Annotated in this window: 16 protein-coding genes; 9 read left to right on the top strand and 7 right to left on the bottom strand. The window is 69.7% G+C overall.

The window, feature by feature from the left end; translation table 11 throughout:
* Positions 1 to 300 precede the first annotated feature (300 nt).
* Complete coding sequence (locus tag CES90_RS18420; protein ID WP_189785278.1) at positions 301 to 888, top strand: Uma2 family endonuclease; 588 nt, start codon at positions 301 to 303, stop codon at positions 886 to 888.
* Positions 889 to 933: 45 nt separating this feature from the next.
* The gene (locus CES90_RS18415; RefSeq protein WP_189785366.1) at positions 934 to 2,235 is read left to right on the top strand and encodes an MFS transporter; all 1,302 of its coding nucleotides are present in this window, start codon (positions 934 to 936) and stop codon (positions 2,233 to 2,235) included.
* 140 nt (positions 2,236 to 2,375) lie between these two features.
* Here the strand turns inward: CES90_RS18415 and CES90_RS51260 are convergent, their stop codons facing one another.
* Positions 2,376 to 2,510, bottom strand: a complete 135-nt coding sequence (locus tag CES90_RS51260) for a hypothetical protein (protein WP_268257034.1) — start codon at positions 2,508 to 2,510, stop codon at positions 2,376 to 2,378.
* A gap of 301 nt (positions 2,511 to 2,811) precedes the next feature.
* On the opposite strand from CES90_RS51260, the gene yidD reads away from it, so the two are divergent.
* The 3 genes from yidD to CES90_RS18400 are packed head-to-tail and all read left to right on the top strand — an operon-like array spanning position 2,812 to position 5,959.
* Entirely contained in the window at positions 2,812 to 3,135 is a 324-nt protein-coding gene (yidD, locus tag CES90_RS49685; protein ID WP_229914077.1) for a membrane protein insertion efficiency factor YidD, read from the top strand.
* Between the two features lie 11 nt (positions 3,136 to 3,146).
* The gene (locus CES90_RS18405) at positions 3,147 to 4,937 is read left to right on the top strand and encodes a glycosyltransferase family protein (RefSeq protein WP_189785276.1); all 1,791 of its coding nucleotides are present in this window, start codon (positions 3,147 to 3,149) and stop codon (positions 4,935 to 4,937) included.
* A 29-nt stretch (positions 4,938 to 4,966) separates the two neighbouring features.
* On the top strand, positions 4,967 to 5,959 hold the full coding sequence (locus CES90_RS18400) for an aldo/keto reductase (RefSeq protein ID WP_189785275.1): 993 nt from the start codon (positions 4,967 to 4,969) through the stop codon (positions 5,957 to 5,959).
* A 222-nt stretch (positions 5,960 to 6,181) separates the two neighbouring features.
* On the opposite strand, the gene thpR is transcribed toward CES90_RS18400, so the two are convergent.
* From thpR to CES90_RS18385, 3 genes are all read right to left on the bottom strand, one after another.
* Positions 6,182 to 6,754, bottom strand: coding sequence for an RNA 2',3'-cyclic phosphodiesterase (thpR, locus tag CES90_RS18395; RefSeq protein ID WP_189785274.1), 573 nt, complete (start codon positions 6,752 to 6,754; stop codon positions 6,182 to 6,184).
* A 53-nt stretch (positions 6,755 to 6,807) separates the two neighbouring features.
* Positions 6,808 to 8,280 (bottom strand): MFS transporter, encoded by a 1,473-nt coding sequence (locus CES90_RS18390; protein WP_229914076.1) that lies wholly within the window; start codon positions 8,278 to 8,280, stop codon positions 6,808 to 6,810.
* A 261-nt stretch (positions 8,281 to 8,541) separates the two neighbouring features.
* A complete protein-coding gene (locus CES90_RS18385; RefSeq protein WP_149824592.1) occupies positions 8,542 to 8,982 on the bottom strand; it encodes a MarR family winged helix-turn-helix transcriptional regulator in 441 nt (146 codons plus the stop codon).
* 149 nt (positions 8,983 to 9,131) lie between these two features.
* Here CES90_RS18385 and CES90_RS18380 point away from each other — a divergent pair, with 149 nt between their 5' ends.
* From CES90_RS18380 to CES90_RS18365, 4 genes are all read left to right on the top strand, one after another.
* Positions 9,132 to 9,314, top strand: coding sequence for a ribbon-helix-helix protein, CopG family (locus CES90_RS18380; protein ID WP_189785273.1), 183 nt, complete (start codon positions 9,132 to 9,134; stop codon positions 9,312 to 9,314).
* Positions 9,315 to 9,368: 54 nt separating this feature from the next.
* Positions 9,369 to 9,680, top strand: coding sequence for a DUF2530 domain-containing protein (locus tag CES90_RS18375; protein WP_189785272.1), 312 nt, complete (start codon positions 9,369 to 9,371; stop codon positions 9,678 to 9,680).
* A 123-nt stretch (positions 9,681 to 9,803) separates the two neighbouring features.
* The gene (locus CES90_RS18370) at positions 9,804 to 12,221 is read left to right on the top strand and encodes an HAD-IC family P-type ATPase (protein ID WP_189785271.1); all 2,418 of its coding nucleotides are present in this window, start codon (positions 9,804 to 9,806) and stop codon (positions 12,219 to 12,221) included.
* A gap of 260 nt (positions 12,222 to 12,481) precedes the next feature.
* Positions 12,482 to 13,990 carry an NCS1 family nucleobase:cation symporter-1 gene (locus CES90_RS18365; RefSeq protein WP_229914075.1) on the top strand — a complete coding sequence of 503 codons (1,509 nt, stop codon included), beginning with the start codon at positions 12,482 to 12,484 and terminating at the stop codon, positions 13,988 to 13,990.
* Positions 13,991 to 14,041: 51 nt separating this feature from the next.
* Here the strand turns inward: CES90_RS18365 and CES90_RS18360 are convergent, their stop codons facing one another.
* The 3 genes from CES90_RS18360 to CES90_RS18350 all read right to left on the bottom strand — a co-directional run bounded on the left by CES90_RS18360 (position 14,042) and on the right by CES90_RS18350 (position 16,789).
* Positions 14,042 to 14,530 (bottom strand): hypothetical protein, encoded by a 489-nt coding sequence (locus CES90_RS18360; protein WP_189785270.1) that lies wholly within the window; start codon positions 14,528 to 14,530, stop codon positions 14,042 to 14,044.
* A gap of 153 nt (positions 14,531 to 14,683) precedes the next feature.
* Positions 14,684 to 15,307 carry a 2'-5' RNA ligase family protein gene (locus CES90_RS18355; protein ID WP_229914074.1) on the bottom strand — a complete coding sequence of 208 codons (624 nt, stop codon included), beginning with the start codon at positions 15,305 to 15,307 and terminating at the stop codon, positions 14,684 to 14,686.
* Positions 15,308 to 15,319: 12 nt separating this feature from the next.
* On the bottom strand, positions 15,320 to 16,789 hold the full coding sequence (locus tag CES90_RS18350) for a helix-turn-helix domain-containing protein (RefSeq protein WP_229914073.1): 1,470 nt from the start codon (positions 16,787 to 16,789) through the stop codon (positions 15,320 to 15,322).
* Positions 16,790 to 16,853 lie beyond the last annotated feature (64 nt).

The following is a 16,853-nucleotide window of genomic DNA, read 5'->3' as shown; positions in this document are numbered from 1 at the left end:
ACCGCCTGATCGCCCCGCCCCGGCCGCCGCTCGACGCACGCCCGCGCCCACAGCAGCCAGTCCCTCCACCCGTCCTCCTGGAGCCCGACCGAGGTGACGTCGACGAGCTCGGTGTTCTCCCACTGGAACCGCCACCACTCGGCGGTCTGCCACGCCCGCCCGGCCGCAGGAACCCGAATCGGCTCGGGCGACGGCGGCGCAAGGAAGTTTCACCGTCGCGTTCGTGTCCCAGGTCACCGTACGTATCGTTGTACCGCGCGACTGCGTGCGATCTAGCGGCAGTCGGGGAGGAGCGCCACGATGACCGTCCTTGAAGACAGGATCGAGATGGCCGAGAACAGCGGCGAACTCACGCTCGACACGATGTTCGAGTGGCTGGAGAAGATGCCCGTCCCCGAGGGATTCAAGGTCGAGATCGTCGAGGGGAACATCTTCATGTCGCCACAGCGGGACACCCACTGGGAGATCATCCTGGACATCATCGAGCAGTTGCGGACCAGGTATCCCCGCCAGCGCCTGAAGTCCGACGTCCGCATCGACTACCCGGGGTACCTCAACGGCTTCGCCACCGACGTGACCCTCTTGTCCGAAGCCGCCGTCAAGGACGCCAAGGGGCTGTGGCACCACGAGGACGTCGAGTTCGTCGCCGAGGTCATCTCCAAGAAGACCGCGGCGAACGACTACGGCCCCAAGAAGATCGCATACGCCACCGCCGAGGTGCCCGTCTACCTCATCGCGGACCCCTACCAGGGCCGGTGCCACATCTACACGCACCCCAAGAACGGCGACTACATCACCGAGACGACCCTCCCCTTCGGCGACGAACTCGACCTCACCGACACCGTGATCGGTCTGACCCTCAGGACCGACGAGTTCCCGCGGAACTGACACACCGACCGCTGCCCGAAGTGATACACGGAGACAGTGACAGGGATACGGACCAAGCGGTCGCTGGGGCGGGAGTTCCGCTGGTTATGGGCGGCATATGCGGTCAGTGCGGTCGGTACGTGGCTGGCGTTCGACGCGTTTCCGTTGATCGCGGTGCTCGTGCTGGACGTCGGGCCGGCAGAGGTGTCGGCGCTCGCGGCGATCGGGCCGGCGGTGGGGGCGGCGGTGGCGGTGCCGCTCGGGCCGTGGGTGGAGTTCCGCCGCAAGCGGCCGGTGATGATCGCGATGGACCTGGTCCGGTGCGCGGCGCTGCTGACGGTACCCGCCGCGTACGTTCTCGACCTCCTCACCTTTCCCCAACTGCTCCTCGTCTCGGTGGTCGTCGCGGCGGCCGACATCACCTTCACCGCGGCGAGCGGCGCGTATCTGAAGGCCCTCGTCCCGCCCGGTGACCTCCTCGTCGCGAACGGCCGCTTCGAGGCCACGACCTGGACCACCACGATGCTCGGCCCGCCCCTGGGCGGCGCCGCGATCGGCCTGTTCGGCCCGGTGCTGACCGTACTGGCCAACGCGATCAGCTTCCTGCTGTCGGCGGTGGGGATCCGCGCGATCGGTGGCGGTACGGACCCGCGTCCGGCCCGGGCGGAGGCACCGGCCCGGGCGGAGGCACCGGCACAGACGGAGGCACCGGCACAGACGGAGGCAGCGTCCCGGCTCCGCCCCGGTGATCTGCTGGACGGCTGGCGGCACATCCTCGGCAGCCCGGCGCTGCGTCCTCTGTTCCTCAACACGGTGCTGGTCAACGGCCTGATCATGGCGACCGCACCGCTGCTGATGGTCCTGATGGTCGGCGAACTCGGCTTCTCCCCCTGGCAGTACGGCCTCGCCTTCGCGGTCCCCTGCGCGGGCGGCCTGATCGGCTCCCGCCTCTCGCGGCGGCTGGTCGCCCGCTACGGCTCGCACCGGGTCCTGCTGACCGCAGGGGCACTGCGGGCCTGCTGGTCGCTGGGGCTGGCGTTCGTCCACCCCGGAGTCAGCGGACTCGTCCTGGTCATGGCGGTCGAACTCGGCCTGATCACCTGCGCGGGCGTCTTCAACCCGGTGAGCGCCACATACCGCCTCAACGAGACCCCGCCCGACCGAGTGGCCCGTACCCTCTCCGCCTGGTCGGCCACCGTCAAACTCACGATCGCGGCCCTGACGGCCCTGTGGGGCCTCCTGGCCGCCGCCACCGGCCCGCGCCTCGCGATCGCCCTGGCGGGCCTGCTCCTCCTGGCGACCCCACTCCTGCTTCCCCGCCGTCAGCCGACCCGCCCCGCCCCCGACAACGCCCCCACTACGGCATGAGACCGAGCGCGGCAGCGAACTCCGAGAACGTGGGGGCCACCACCCGCCACTCGCATCCCCGGGGATCAGTACAGAAGTCGGTGCCCACGACCCGGGGATCGGCCGGATCGGTCCGGTAGTCGAGGGCGAGCGCGACATCGTCACCGGGGGTGGCGGCAGACCACGATGAGGAACGCCATCTCGACGTCCAGCCAGGGCAGTTCGACGGGCGTCACCCGCTCGCTGCCACGCACCTCGCGGAAGAGTTCGAGGCAGGAGGCGTCGTCGGCGAACACAACGGCGGCACCACAAGCCCCCGAACCGGCCGCACCCGACCGATGTGGGACTCTGCGTGTCGACTCCGATCGACGAGGTGCGGACAGAGCGCGGTGAGGACGACGACGCATGACATGGGGTGATTCCGGGGCGCGGCGGGCCAGGCGGCAGCAGCGCCAGGCGCGACGGGAGCATCAGGGGCAGGACCGTAGGGACAATCGCTGTTGCCGCTGCCTGGAGGGCTGCCTCGACGTATCCGTCTGGTGGAATACCGTCACCGCGCCCTGCCGTGAAGTCGCGGCGCTGACAGCGTTGTTGACCGTGTCGACCCTGGTCACGGCGCGGCCCGCCGTGAGGTCGCCGGACCCGGCCGCCCCCGCTCCGCGAGGCCGCGCCGCCTGTGCCCTCTACTCCGCCGTCGTCCACTACCGCCGCCGGATCAGCCCGGCCACCCCGCCCCGCTGCCCGTACACGCCGACCTGCTCGACCTACGCCGTGCAGGCCCTGCACCGCCACGGCGCGCTGCGCGGCGGCCTGCTGACGATCCGTCGCCTCCTGCGCTGCACCCCGGCCGAGGCCGAGCGACGGCACGGTGTGGATCCGGTACCCGCCGACCGCCGCCCCGACCGCCCCAAGTCCGGTTAGCGTAGGGAGGCATGGGGGAGAACAGCGTCTCCGGTGGCCGCCAGGGCCAGGTCGTCCAGACCGGGTCGATCCAGCACCTGACCTTGAACTCGCTGGCGGAGGCCCCCGCCGTCCTGCCCCGCTACCTCCAGAACGCCGACCGCTGGCCTCTCGCCGGCGCCTGGAACGCCCTGGCCGCCGGCGCCCACCGGGCCCGCCCCGGCGAGGACGGCACCGAACTGCCGCCCTACGTACGCCGCGACGTGGACGACGAACTGCGCGACCGGGTCCGCACGGCGGCGGAGCGCGGCGGACTCGTGCTGGTCCTCGGCGACTCGACGGCGGGCAAGACACGGGCCACGTTCGAGGCCGTACGGCACGTACTGCCCGGCCACCGGGTGATCGTCCCGCCCAGCCGCTCGGCCCACCCGGGAAGGGCGCCCGACGCGGTCGAGCGGGCCGGCGTCCCGTGTCTGGTCTGGCTCGACGACCTGGAGCGACATCTCGGCCCCGACGGCCTCGAAGCCGATGTCCTCGACGAACTCGTCGCCCTCGGGGTGCCGGTGATCGCGACGATGCGGCGCAAGGAGTACACGAAGTTCTACGCGCCGGGTGACGGTGACGGCGGCGGTCATCCCCTGGCCGACCTCGGCGACCGGGTTCTGCGCCGGGCCGCCGTCATCGAGTTGGACCGCCTGTGGAGCACGGCCGAGCTGGAGCGGGCCGGCGCCTGCGACGACTCCCGCATCGCCGACGCGGTCGCCCATCACGGGCCGCACGGCATCGCCGAGTATCTGGCGGCGGGCCCGGTGCTGCTCCGCGACTGGCGCCAGGCCCGTACGTCGATCGGGCACGCCCGGGGAGCGGCGCTCGTCGCGACGGCCGTCGATCTGGCGCGTACGGGGTTGCGGGGGCCGTATCCGCGGGAGCTACTGGCCGAGCTGCACGAACACCATCTGTCGGCGGCGGGCGGCGCCGTCCTGCGCCCCGAGCCGCTGGAGGCGGCGTTCGAGTGGGCGGCGCATGTGCGGTACGGGGTGACCAGTCTGCTCATGCCGGGGGACGGGGATCGGTGGAAGGCCTTCGACTATCTGCTGGACCACAGCGGGACGCCGGTGGCGGATCCGGTGTGGGAGGCGGCACTGGCACACGCGGCCGGTGACACCGACAAGGTGCTCATCAGCCTGAGCGCCATCGGCTCGGCTCCCCACATCTCGTGGCGGGCGATATCAAGCCTCAGCATCGTGGGCCTCGGTGAGGCCGTCCATGCCCTCATGTTCGCGATGGCTCGCTGCGGCGAAACCAAGGATGCCGAGGACCTGTTCCGCGACAGCGACCACGTCATTCGCCCGTTTCTCGCCGACCGGTTCGCCGCCAAGCTGCTGCGGGAAGACCTCGCGGACGAACCCGAACCATGGCTGCGGGAAACAGCCGGCACCAGCAGCCCGGAAGAAACGGCCGTCGCGCTTGCCCGCACGCTGGTCGGCAGGGGTGCGCACGACGAGGCCCTGGCTCTGCTCCGCGGCGCACTCCAAGCGGGAGCCGGTCACCGCGCGGCCGCCTGCGAGATGGCGCAGGTGCTGGGTGCGTCGCTGGTCCAGGACGGCCGCGTAGACGATGCCGAAGCCCTGTTCCGCCACCTGTTCGACACCGGATTCGGTGGGAAGGTGATGCAGCTCGGGGCTGTGCTGGCGCTGCACGGGAGACTCGACGACCTGATCGAGGTCGAGCCCACGATCGACTTCGACACCGGGCAATCCGGTGTCGTCGTGCGAGTGGTGAAACATATGCCTCCTCCCCCCGACCGAACCCCCCTTGCCTAGAGCGCACTCCACGCCCTTGGCTGGCACCCATGAAGTACACACAGCTCGGACGCACGGGCCTCAAGGTCAGCCGACTGGTTCTCGGGACCATGAACTTCGGGCCGCAGACCGACGAAGCGGACAGTCACGCGATCATGGACGCGGCGCTGGACGCGGGGATCAACTTCTTCGACACGGCGAACGTGTACGGCTGGGGCGAGAACAAGGGTCGTACGGAATCGATCATCGGCAGCTGGTTCGCCAAGGGCGGCGACCGGCGTGACAAGGTCGTGCTCGCCACCAAGGTGTACGGGAACATGGCGGCGTCCCAGGACGCCTGGCCCAACCACGACAAGCTCTCCGCCCTGAACATCCGGCGGGCCGTCGACGCCAGCCTCAAGCGGCTCCGGACGGACTACATCGACGTCTACCAGTTCCACCACGTCGACCGCGCCACTCCCTTCGAGGAGATCTGGCAGGCGATCGACGTTCTCGTCCAGCAGGGCAAGATCCTCTACGTCGGCTCCTCCAACTTCCCCGGCTACAAGATCGCCCAGGCCAACGAGATCGCCGCCCGCCGCGGCGGCACCATCGGCCTCGTCAGCGAGCAGTGCCTCTACAACCTCGCCGAGCGCCGCGCCGAGATGGAGGTCATCCCGGCCGCGCAGGAGTACGGCCTCGGGGTCATCCCCTGGTCGCCGCTGCACGGCGGGCTGCTCGGTGGTGTCATCAAGAAGGAGGTCGAGGGTGGCCGCCGCGCCTCCGGCCGTTCCGCCGACGCCCTCGCCAATACCGCCGTACGCGCCCAGGTCCAGGCGTACGAGGACCTTCTCGACAAACACGGCATCGAGCCCGGCGAGGCCGCTCTGGCCTGGCTGCTGACGCGGCCCGGTGTCACCGGCCCGATCGTCGGCCCGCGCACGGCGCAGCAGCTCGAATCCGCGCTACGGGCGGTGGAGCTGGAGCTGGGCGAGGAGTTGCTGACGTCACTGGACGAGATCTTCCCGGGCCCGGGCCCGTCGCCGGAAGCCTTCGCCTGGTAACCACCGGCTCACTCAGGGGCGCGGGGCTGTGTTGATCTGCGGCTCCGCCGCGTGGGCGCGACCAGCCCCCGCCAGGCCGCAGATCAATACGGTCCGCAGTCCCCGGCTCGCCCCACGAAACAGTCACTTACCGAGCGCCGCCGCGACAGCGACAACCGCGAACATCAGCACAAGCACACCGGCCATGATCCGGTTACGGGTCTTCGGGTCCACCCGTCGAGACTAACCGCCCGCCCCCAGACCCCAACGGCCGACCACCTCGTACCGCGGCTGCTCCCCCGCCACCCCGGACGTCGGCAGATTGCTGCGCACCATCGCCAGCTCGGCGACGGTCCATCTCAGCCCGGCGAAGGCGTCGAGGGCGGCGACGTACGGCCGTACGTCGAGGGCGTGCCGGCTGCGGGCCACGGTCAGGTGGGGCGTGTAACGGCGGTGCTCCCCCATGTCCAGCCCGGCCTTGCGCCCCGCCGCCTCCGCCCGGTCGGCGAGCAGCCGCAGGGTCTCCAGGTCCCCCTCGGCCCCCGTCCACAGCGCCCGGCCGTGTCCGAACTGTCCACCGCCCCGCAGCGCCAGCGGGAACGGGGCGGTGCGGTGGGCGGCGCGTTCCAGTCGCCGGGACAGTTCCGGTACGACGTCGTCGTCGACCTCGCCGTAGAAGGCGAGCGTGAAGTGCCATCCGGGCGGCTCGGTCCACCGCAACCGGTCGGCACCGGTCCGCCCCTTCAACCCCCCGATCAGCAGCCGCAGTTCATCGACGACATCGGCGGGCGGCAGCACCGCGGCAAACAGTCTCATGCTCGTCAGCTTTCCAGAGCCGACCCGACGAGACCGCCGCAGACACCGGTTCCCTAGGACGAAGAGGCCGACGAGGCCGACGAGCCCCCCGCAGGCACCGGCGGCTCCTTCGACGGATCCTTCGATACGCACCGCACCCGGGGACGCCCCTGGTTCCACCCCAGCGACAGCCGCAGCCCGCCGGCCCTGACCAGCACCAGTCCGACCGTGATCGCGGCGGCCGTGGCGACGACGCCGCCGGCGACGAAGCCCACCCGGGGGCCGTACGCGTCGGTGACCCAGCCGGCGATCGGCGCGCCCAGCGGCGTACCGCCGAGGAAGACCATCATGTAGAGGGCCATGACCCGGCCGCGCATGGCGGGGTCGGTGCCCATCTGGATGGCCGTGTTGGTGGTGACGTTCACCGTCAGGCCGAACATCCCTATCGGGGCCATGAGCAGCGCGAAGATCCAGTACGAAGGTGCGAGCGCCGCCACGATCTCCAGGACGCCGAAGGCCAGCGCCCCCGCGATCAGGACGCGCAGCCGGGCCGTACCGCGCCGGGCCGCGAGCAGGGCGCCGGACACCGAGCCGACCGCCATGAGGGTGTTGAAGAGGCTGTAGGAGCCGGCACCGGAGTGGAACACGTCGTCCGCGTACGCCGACAGCCAGACCGGGAAGTTGAAGCCGAAGGTGCCGACGAAACCGACGAGCACGATCGGCCAGAGCAGTTCGGGGCGTCCGGCGACATAGCGCAGGCCCTCGCGGAGCTGCCCCTTGCCGCGGGGTGCGCGGCGGGCGGGGTGCAGGTCGCGGGTCCGCATCAGCAGCAGGCCGGTGATGGGGGCGACGTAGGAGAGGCCGTTGTAGAGGAACGCCCAGCCCGTGCCGACGGTGGTGATCAGCACACCGGCGACGGCGGGGCCGACCAGCCGGGCCGACTGGAAGTTGGCGGAGTTCAGACTGACCGCGTTCTGCAGTTGCCCGGGGCCGACCATCTCCGACACGAACGACTGCCGGGCCGGGTTGTCGACCACGGTCGCCATGCCCACGGCGAATGCGGCGAGGTACACATGCCAGACCTGTACGTACCCCGAGAGCGTCAGGGCGGCGAGCGCGAGCCCGGTCACCGCCATCGACGTCTGTGTCAGGAACAGCAGCCGCCGCTTCGGGAACCGGTCCACCAGCACACCGCCGTACAGCCCGAACAACAGCATCGGCAGGAACTGCAGCGCCATCGTCACACCGACCGCCGTGGACGAGCCCGTGAGGCTCAACACCAGCCAGTCCTGCGCGATCCGCTGCATCCAGGTACCGATGTTCGACACCACCTGCCCGACGAAGAACAGCCGGTAATTCCGGATCCGCAACGAACGGAACATGGACGTATGTTCGCGGGTGTCGGTGGATTCGGGGTCGGCGGCTGGTGGACCGGGTGTATCCGGGGAGGTGGCGTCCGGTGGGGCTTCGGGGACGCCGGGGGTGGGCGGGGACTCGTGGGCGGTCGTCGGTGCGGGGACGGAAGCTGCTCCGGGTCCCGTACTCAAAGGGGTTCGCCTCCTTGCGTGAAACGCGTACGTGTACTGCGGTTGCGTAAGCCTCACCGCTCCTGTTCTGTCTTTCTGTCTGCTGGTTTTCGGCTCCGCCCATGCGCGCTCCGAGACGGCGCACGGGCTGTACGACGGGGCGTACCGGCGTTCAGTCCGGCGTACTGGCGTCCGTTCCGGCGACCGGTGTCCGACCAGTCGCGCCGGACACTCCCGGCGCACCCGGACGGTCGGACGCGCGCCCCCAGGGGTCCCCGGGGGTCACAGATGCGCGAGCTTCTCCAGTACCGGCGCGGCGGCGCGGAGCTTGGCCCACTCCTCCTCGTCGAGGCCCTCGACCAGCGACGCGAGGAACGCGTTGCGCTTGCGGCGGCTCTCCTCGAGCATCGCCTCGGCCCGCTCGGTCTGGGTGACCACCTTCTGCCGCCGGTCCTCGGGGTGCGGCTCCAGCTTCACCAGCCCCTTGCTCTCCAGCAGGGCGACGATGCGGGTCATCGACGGCGGCTGCACATGCTCCTTGCGGGCGAGTTCGCCCGGCGTCGCGGTGCCGCAGCGGGCGAGCGTGCCGAGCACCGACATCTCGGTCGGGCTCAGCGACTCGTCGACCCGCTGATGCTTGAGCCGACGGGACAGGCGCATCACGGCGGACCGCAACGCGTTCACGGCGGCCTCGTCGTCGCCATGGGTAGTGAGGTCAGGCATGTTCTTTAGCGTAACTCATTACTCTCGCTAAAGACCACTGGAACGCCACTGCGCCGACGTTAACCCCGCCACACATTTCATCACTCATACGAGTGACTAATACGCAGAAAGTGACACAGTCGGCCAAGGCACACCCGACCCTGATACCCATGGGGACCACTGTGCTCAGCCTGCGGATAGACGGGGAGCTGCTCGACCGGCTCCGGAACCACGCGGCGAAGAGGGGAATGAGCGTCCAGGACTATGTGATCCAGACGCTCATGCGCGACGACTTCGACCAGCGTTTCCAGACCGCCGTCGAGGAGACGGAAAAGTTCTATGGGGTCACGTGAGACCAGCCGTCACCTGAGACCCAGCGCCGGCATCCGCCTCGTAAGCTGTGCCCCATGGCGAAGTGGACCCCCAAGCACGAGGCACCGGAGCCCCTTGAAGGCCCCGTGGTCGCGACCATCACCGGCGGCACGATCCTCTGGTTCGTCCTCTTCGTCGTCCAGATCCCGTTCTACGGCTGGTACGACGACCACGGGCACACGTGGTGGCTGTGGACCTGCCTCGCGGGCGGCGCGCTCGGCCTCTACGGCATCTGGTTCGTACGGAAGCGGGACGCGGCCATCAAGCGGGACGCGGCCATCAAGGAGCCCGCCGAGCGGGCGGAGTCAGCGGATCCAGTAGAGCCCGTGGAGTCAGAGACTCCGTAAGGCACCCGCACGGGAGACCCGTACAACCACAGCACCACCCGCTCCCCTCCTCCGTCCTCCCCTGGTCGGATCTTTGGCCCACTCGGCGGGTGAATGCCCGAATCCGCCCTTACCGTCGGATCCATGACGCACATCGACCCGGGCACCGACCTCGATCCTGTGCACCCCATGCGGCCCACCTCCGCCTCGGCGGCCTCGGCCACGGGACGGGCGCGCGGGCTGACCGCCGCCGAGGTGGCCGAGCGGGTGGCCCGCGGCGAGGTGAACGACGTCCCCGTGCGCAGCAGCCGCTCCACGGTGGACATCGTCCGCGCGAACGTCTTCACCCGGTTCAACGCGATCATCGGCGTGCTGTGGCTGATCATGCTGTTCGTGGCGCCGATCCAGGACAGCCTGTTCGGTTTCGTGATCCTGGCCAACACGGGCATCGGCATCGTCCAGGAGTGGCGGGCGAAGAAGACCCTGGACTCGCTGGCGGTGATCGGCGAGGCGAAACCGACGGTCCGACGGGACGGGGTGGCGGCCGCGGTCGGCACATCCGACATCGTCCTCGGGGACCTCATCGAGATCGGGCCGGGCGACAAGATCGTCGTGGACGGGGAGTGCGTCGAGACCGAAGGCTTGGAGATCGACGAGTCGCTGCTCACCGGTGAGGCCGACCCGGTCGTCAAGCAGCCCGGTGACCAGGTGATGTCGGGCAGTTTCGTGGTCGCGGGCGGCGGGGCCTTCACCGCGACGAAGGTGGGCCGGGAGGCGTACGCGGCCCAGCTGGCCGAGGAGGCGTCCCGCTTCACCCTCGTCCACTCTGAGCTGCGCTCCGGCATCTCCACGATCCTCAAGTACGTGACGTGGATGATGGTCCCGACCGCGATCGGCCTGATCATCAGCCAGCTGATCGTGAAGGAGAACGACCTGCGCGACTCCGTCGCCCGCACGGTCGGCGGCATCGTCCCCATGGTCCCCGAGGGCTTGGTGCTCCTGACCTCCGTCGCCTTCGCGATCGGGGTGATCCGCCTCGGCCGCAAGCAGTGCCTGGTGCAGGAGCTGCCGGCCATCGAGGGCCTGGCCCGCGTCGACACCGTATGCCTGGACAAGACGGGCACGCTGACCGAGGGCGGCATGGACGTCACCGAGCTGCGCCCCCTGGGCGGCAGCGACGAGTCGTACGTACGACGGGTCCTCGGCGCGCTGGGTGAATCGGACCCCCGTCCGAACGCGTCGTTGCAGGCCATCATCGCCGCCTACCCGGACAGCGAGGACTGGCGCTGCACGGAGTCGCTGCCGTTCTCCTCGGCCCGCAAGTACAGCGGGGCGTCCTTCAGCGAGGGCAACGGCGAGGCCAGCACCTGGCTGCTGGGCGCCCCCGACGTCCTCCTCGCGGACGACGACCCGGCCCTCACGGAGACGGCCCGCCTCAACGAGGAAGGCCTACGGGTCCTGCTGCTGGCCCGGGTCTCCCGTGAGCTGGACGATCCGGAAGTCGCCCGCGGGGTGAAGCCGACCGCCCTCGTCGTCCTCGAACAACGGCTGCGCCCCGACGCCGCCGACACCCTGCGCTACTTCGAGGAGCAGAACGTACGGCCGAAGGTCCTCTCCGGCGACAACGCGGTGTCGGTCGGCGCGGTGGCCGGAAAGCTGGGCCTGACGGGTGAGGTCGTCGACGCCCGCCGTCTCCCCGCCGAACGCGACGGCATGGCGACGTCCCTCGACTCCGGCACCGTCTTCGGCCGCGTCACCCCGCAGCAGAAACGGGACATGGTCGGCGCCCTCCAGTCCCACGGCCACACGGTCGCGATGACGGGCGACGGCGTGAACGACGTACTGGCCCTCAAGGACGCCGACATCGGCGTGGCGATGGGCTCGGGCTCGGAGGCCACGAAGGCCGTTGCCCAGATCGTGCTGCTGAACAACAGCTTCGCGACACTGCCGTCGGTGGTCGCGGAGGGCCGCCGGGTGATCGGCAACATCACGCGCGTGGCCACGTTGTTCCTGGTCAAGACGGTGTACTCGGTCCTCCTCGCGATCCTGGTGGTGTGCTGGCAGGTGGAGTACCCCTTCCTCCCCCGCCACCTGACCCTGCTCTCGACCCTGACGATCGGCGTCCCGGCCTTCTTCCTCGCCCTGGCCCCCAACAAGGAGCGGGCGAAACCCCACTTCGTCCGCCGGGTCATGCGCTACGCCATCCCGGGCGGCGCCCTCGCCGCGCTGGCCACCTTCGCCACGTACCTGATCGCCCGCCACTACTACCGAGGTGAGGGAGCGCTGGAAGCCGAGACCAGCGTGGCGACGTTGACCCTCTTCCTGATCTCCATGTGGGTCCTGGCGATCATCGCCCGCCCCTACACCTGGTGGCGGCTGGGCCTGGTCGCCGCGATGGGCGCCGGGTTCCTGCTCGTCCTTGTCGTCCCCTGGCTCCAGGACTTCTTCGCGCTGCGGCTGGTGGGTACGACGATGCCATGGGCGGCGGTGGCCGTCGCGGCGGTGGCGGCGGCCACCCTGGAGCTCCTGTGGAAGGGAGTGGACCGGCGGTTTCGCGCGTAGAGCGGGGCGGGCTCCGAGCGAGGCCGGCCAGCTCACGTAGTTGCAGTTGTAGTTGCCTCCGGCGGGAGCGTGGGCGACGCCGATCGCGACGGCCACCGTGGCGCCGACGATTCCGAGGCGACTCGGTGATCCGCTTACCGGAAGGCAACTTCCGTTGACCGAGAAGTTACAAGCGCGGTATACCAAAGAAATACCGCGCCCGTTCCCTGTACGCGATCGAGCGCCGTTGGGGCGGCCCGCGCAGGGAAAGAAGCAGAACGATGACGGACACCGACGCAGGGACGGGGACCAGAGGTACGACCACGGCCGTGCCGCTCCCCGAGGGGTACTCCCCACGCCTCTACAACGAGGACCTCGCCCCCGCCACCGAGCGCAAGTGGGGCGCGTTCAGCATCTTCAACGTCTGGACCTCCGACGTACACAGTCTGTTCGGCTACTTCCTGGCCGCCAGCCTGTTCCTCGTCGCCGGGAACACCTTCAAGTTCCTCATCGGCATCGGCGTCGGCTCGCTGATCATCTACTGGCTGATGACCCTCATCGGCAACGCGGGTGTGAAGACCGGCGTCCCGTACCCCGTCCTGGCCCGCGCCTCCTTCGGCACGTTCGGCGCCAACGTCCCGGCGCTCGTCCGAGCCGTGGTCGCCACCTTCTGGTACGGCGCCCAGACCAGCGCGGCAGCGGGCGCGATCGTCGCCTTCCTGATCCGCTACGACGGCCCGAAGAACCTGCACGAGACGACGACCCTCCTCGACCACACCGGTCTGGAGGTCATCTGCTACCTCTTCGTCTGGGCCGCCCAGCTGCTGATCATCAGCAAGGGCATGGAGACCGTCCGCCGCTTCCAGGACTTCGCGGGCCCGGCGGTGTGGCTGATGATGCTGATCCTGGCGGTGGGCCTCTCCGTCAAGGCGGGCACGCTGTCCTTCTCCGTCGACATGCCGGCCGCCGACCTCGCCGCCCTGGCCAAGACCGCCACCGGCCTGGACGTGACCCCGGGTTCCTTCGCCGCCATCGCGGCCATCGCGGCCACCTGGGTGACGTACTTCGCCGCTCTGTTCCTCAACTTCGGCGACTTCGCCCGCTTCACACCGGACGAGAAGACCCTGCGCAAGGGCAACGTCTGGGGCCTGCCGGTCAACCTCATCCTCTTCTCACTGGTCGCCGCCCTGACGACCGCCTCCGCGAGCAAGGTCTACGGCGAGGTCATCCTCGAACCGGCAGCCATCTCCGCCAAGTTCGACAGCGCGTTCCTGGTCCTGCTGGCGGCCCTGACCTTCGCCGTCGCCACTCTCGGCATCAACGTCGTCGCCAACTTCGTCAGCCCCGCCTTCGACTTCGCCAACGTCGCCCCGAAGCACATCACGTTCCGCCGAGGCGGCCTGATAGCCGCCGTCATAGCCCTCCTGCTCTACCCCCTCCACCCCTGGGACAACGCCCCCAGCTTCGTCAACGCCATCGGCTCGACGATGGGCCCGATCTTCGGTGTCCTGGTCGTCGACTACTACCTGCTCCGCAAGGCCCGTCTCAACATCCCCGCCCTCTACAAGGAGGACGGCGAGTTCCGCTTCCAGGGCGGCTGGAATATCCGCGCCTTCGTGGCCGCGGGCATCGGCGCGGTCTTCTCCAGCATCCTGCCGGTCTACGGCCCCGAGGCGTACGGGGCGACCCTCGGCCCGTACTCCTGGTTCATCGGCGTCGCGGTCGCCGGAGTCATCTACTTCGCGGTGAGCGGCGCGAAGAGCCCGCTGGCGGGGAAGCCGACCAACTGAAGCCTGCGCCTCGGCCGCGAACCCCCCGTCACGGCCGGGGCGCAGGTCAACTCAGCTTCGCCGCGCTACCCCTTCCGGCCACACGACATCGACGGGAAGGCCTGTTGCACGGGCCTCCATCACGGTGTCCGCGGTGCCCCCGCCCTTCCCGGACGGCGGCTCGCCGTCCCACACGGCGACCAGGCGGTCAGCGCGCTTCAGCAGAGTTCGGTTGGCGTCCTCGTACGCGGAACGGTTCGCGGTCTCATGGGGGAGTACCAGTACTTCATCGGCGGCCTCGATGAGCCAGTCGAAAGTGCTTGCGTGGTCGGGGTTCACCTTGCTCTGCCGATAGTCCTGGGAGGGGATCACTGCGACCATGCGCCCGCCGACCTCCAGGACCGCTTCGGCGAAGAGGGAGTCGGCGCCCTTGGCGATGCACGAGACGCTGGTGAGCCGCTCGGCCGCATAGGGCTTGAGCAGCTCCAGCAACGCGGCCCGCACCAGGGGGACACTGGCGTCGGTCAGGTCCATGTGGCCGGTCACGGCGATGGTGGTCACATCTCTCCTCAGCTCGACAGCAACTCACGAATTCTGGCCCGCGCACTGCCCTCGGCACTCGGGCCTCGCTTTCGGCGGCGGACTCTGCGACCTGGGCCAGGTCCCCCGCACCGCCCGTGTGGGTTGTGCAGGGGGCCTTGGTCATGCCGCAGGTCAGCCAAGTGGCACTTCCTTGAAGGACTCCCACTCGTACATCTGGTTGTCCCGGTGGATCACGATGAGTTCCGCGGCGGTAATGCGTGCCCTGGCCGACGCCACGTCGGTCTCAGCCAGGATCTGGGCGATCGGCGCGGCTGGTCCGTCTGCTGCGCTGTAGGCGACAGACACATGGGGAGTGAAGCCGTCGGCTTTCTCCGGGGCTTCGCCGAGAACGTCCTGGATCGCGTCCCGGATGCCGTCCCGGATGTTCCGGACCGGCCCGTCCGGCTCCGCACGTAGAAGAACGGCTTCAGGGTCGAGGACAGCTGGGCCGAGCTGGAGGTCGAAGGCAGGGATGGCGGCCAGGCGTACGCGAGAGGCCTCGGCGATCGCGTGCACGTCTTGTTCCTTGGCCTCCCCCACGAAGCCGATGCCCTGCATGGTGAGGTGGAGCCACTGGTCGGGAATCGGAGTGAGGATGTCTCCGAGCGGGGCAAGCGCTGACCGATACTCAGCGGCCAGACGGTGCACGTCGTCCTGGCCCTCGAACGTCAGGTGCCAGGTGTAGAAGCGGCGGCCCACGCTCCAACCGGGCCGCCACCACCAGTGGTTCCGCATGGTGTCGGGTTGAGAGGTCATTCCGGGATCAAATCAGGCGGTGCCTTCGCCTGGCGAGAGCGCAAGGTGGCGCGGTGCGGAGTCCTGGCAGAACTCTTCGATGGCCGCGCGGAGACCCACTCGCCCTGCCGCCGGCGCACGGCCGACATCCACGGGTAGCTCACTGAGGCGCCGTGCAACCGGTTCCAAGCGCTGGTCCGGGCGAAGACCGAATACCGGCGCGAGCGCCTCGAAGGCGCCTTCTGCCTCGCCGGTGGCGAGGTGCGCCGAGGCCCTGCTGATGTGGATCTGCGCCTCGGTGCCGTACGCCCGTACGGGTAGTGCCGCGAGCGAGGCGAGCGCGCTGTCGGCCGCGCGCAGTGCCTCGGTCGGGCGGCCGACCCTGAGCAGGACCGCTGCGGAGTAGTTCTCCTGGCGAGCCGGTTGGCACGCGAAGATGCCGCCGACCTCGTCCTCACCGGTCATCGTGTCGCGGGCGTCCTTGGCTCGGTCCAGGGCGCCCAACGCTTCGGTCGCTGCTCCCAGCTGGGACCAGGCATCCGCTTCCTGGCAGGCCAGCAGTACACCCACTGTGCCGGACGGGCGGCATGTGCCGCCGTGTCGCGCGTAGTTGATGGCATCGCGCAGGCGGCCGTCCCAGAAGGCGACCTTGGATCGGGTGGAAAGTACCCAGGCGCGCAGATCGTTGTGTCCGGCGAGTTCCGCGCAGAGCCATGCTGTGCGGCCCTGGGTGTCGGCGTCGCGCAGTTGGCCGAGGTCGGAGGACATCCACGCCAGGAGTCCGCACAGATATCCGGCTACTACGTACAGGTCGGCCGTCTGGCGCGGGTACTGGTGCCCCTCCAGGAGGCCGAAGACGCGGTCGCGCAACGCTCGCGTGCGGCTGAAGAGGGGGAGCGGGTCGGAGATGAGGTAGTCGTAGGCCAGCGCCCGGGCGTCGGCCATGAGCTGTTCCAGCGCGATGTCCCCCACGTTGGATGCCTCCGCCCACTGCGCCCACGTCGCGGATTCGTCTGCGGCAAGGCGTACGAGTTCGCTGCCGTTCGGCTCCGGCGGCGCGCCGGCAGCGATGAGCGTCGGCGCGGCCGGGGCATGGCTGGTGTCGAGGCCGTTCAAGAGACGCAGGTCTCCGTCGGGCAGAGCCCGGCGGTCCTCCAGGTCGAGGAGGTCCTGGACACGGCAGGCGAAGGCGTCCGCCATGGCCAGGAGCACTGTGGGCGTGGGCCGCCGGGCGGAGGGGCCCGGCCACTTCTCCCACTTGGCGAGCAGGGAGGCGTCTGCGGCTACGGCACCGCCGGGTCGTCGGACGCTGACTTGGGTGATGCGGTCCGCTGCTTCCTGGAGAGTCCAGCCGTGGGCATGGCGCCATGCCTCGCGCGGGCGCATCCGGTAGCGGGCACGCATCTCGACGGCGATGTCCGCGACGGTGCAGGCAGCGGTGGTCATGTCGTAGCGGAGGGCATCCCGGTCGGCTTTGGAACCGGGCTTGGGGCGAGCGGTCATGGGCGGGCTCCCTGCTCGGTGTCGTCGACTCACCGTAGCCGCACAGTCACCCAAGGGGATGACG

Source organism: Streptomyces capitiformicae (assembly GCF_002214185.1).
In the GTDB taxonomy this organism is placed as follows: domain Bacteria; phylum Actinomycetota; class Actinomycetes; order Streptomycetales; family Streptomycetaceae; genus Streptomyces; species Streptomyces capitiformicae.
This window is presented reverse-complemented; position numbering and strand designations above follow the sequence as displayed.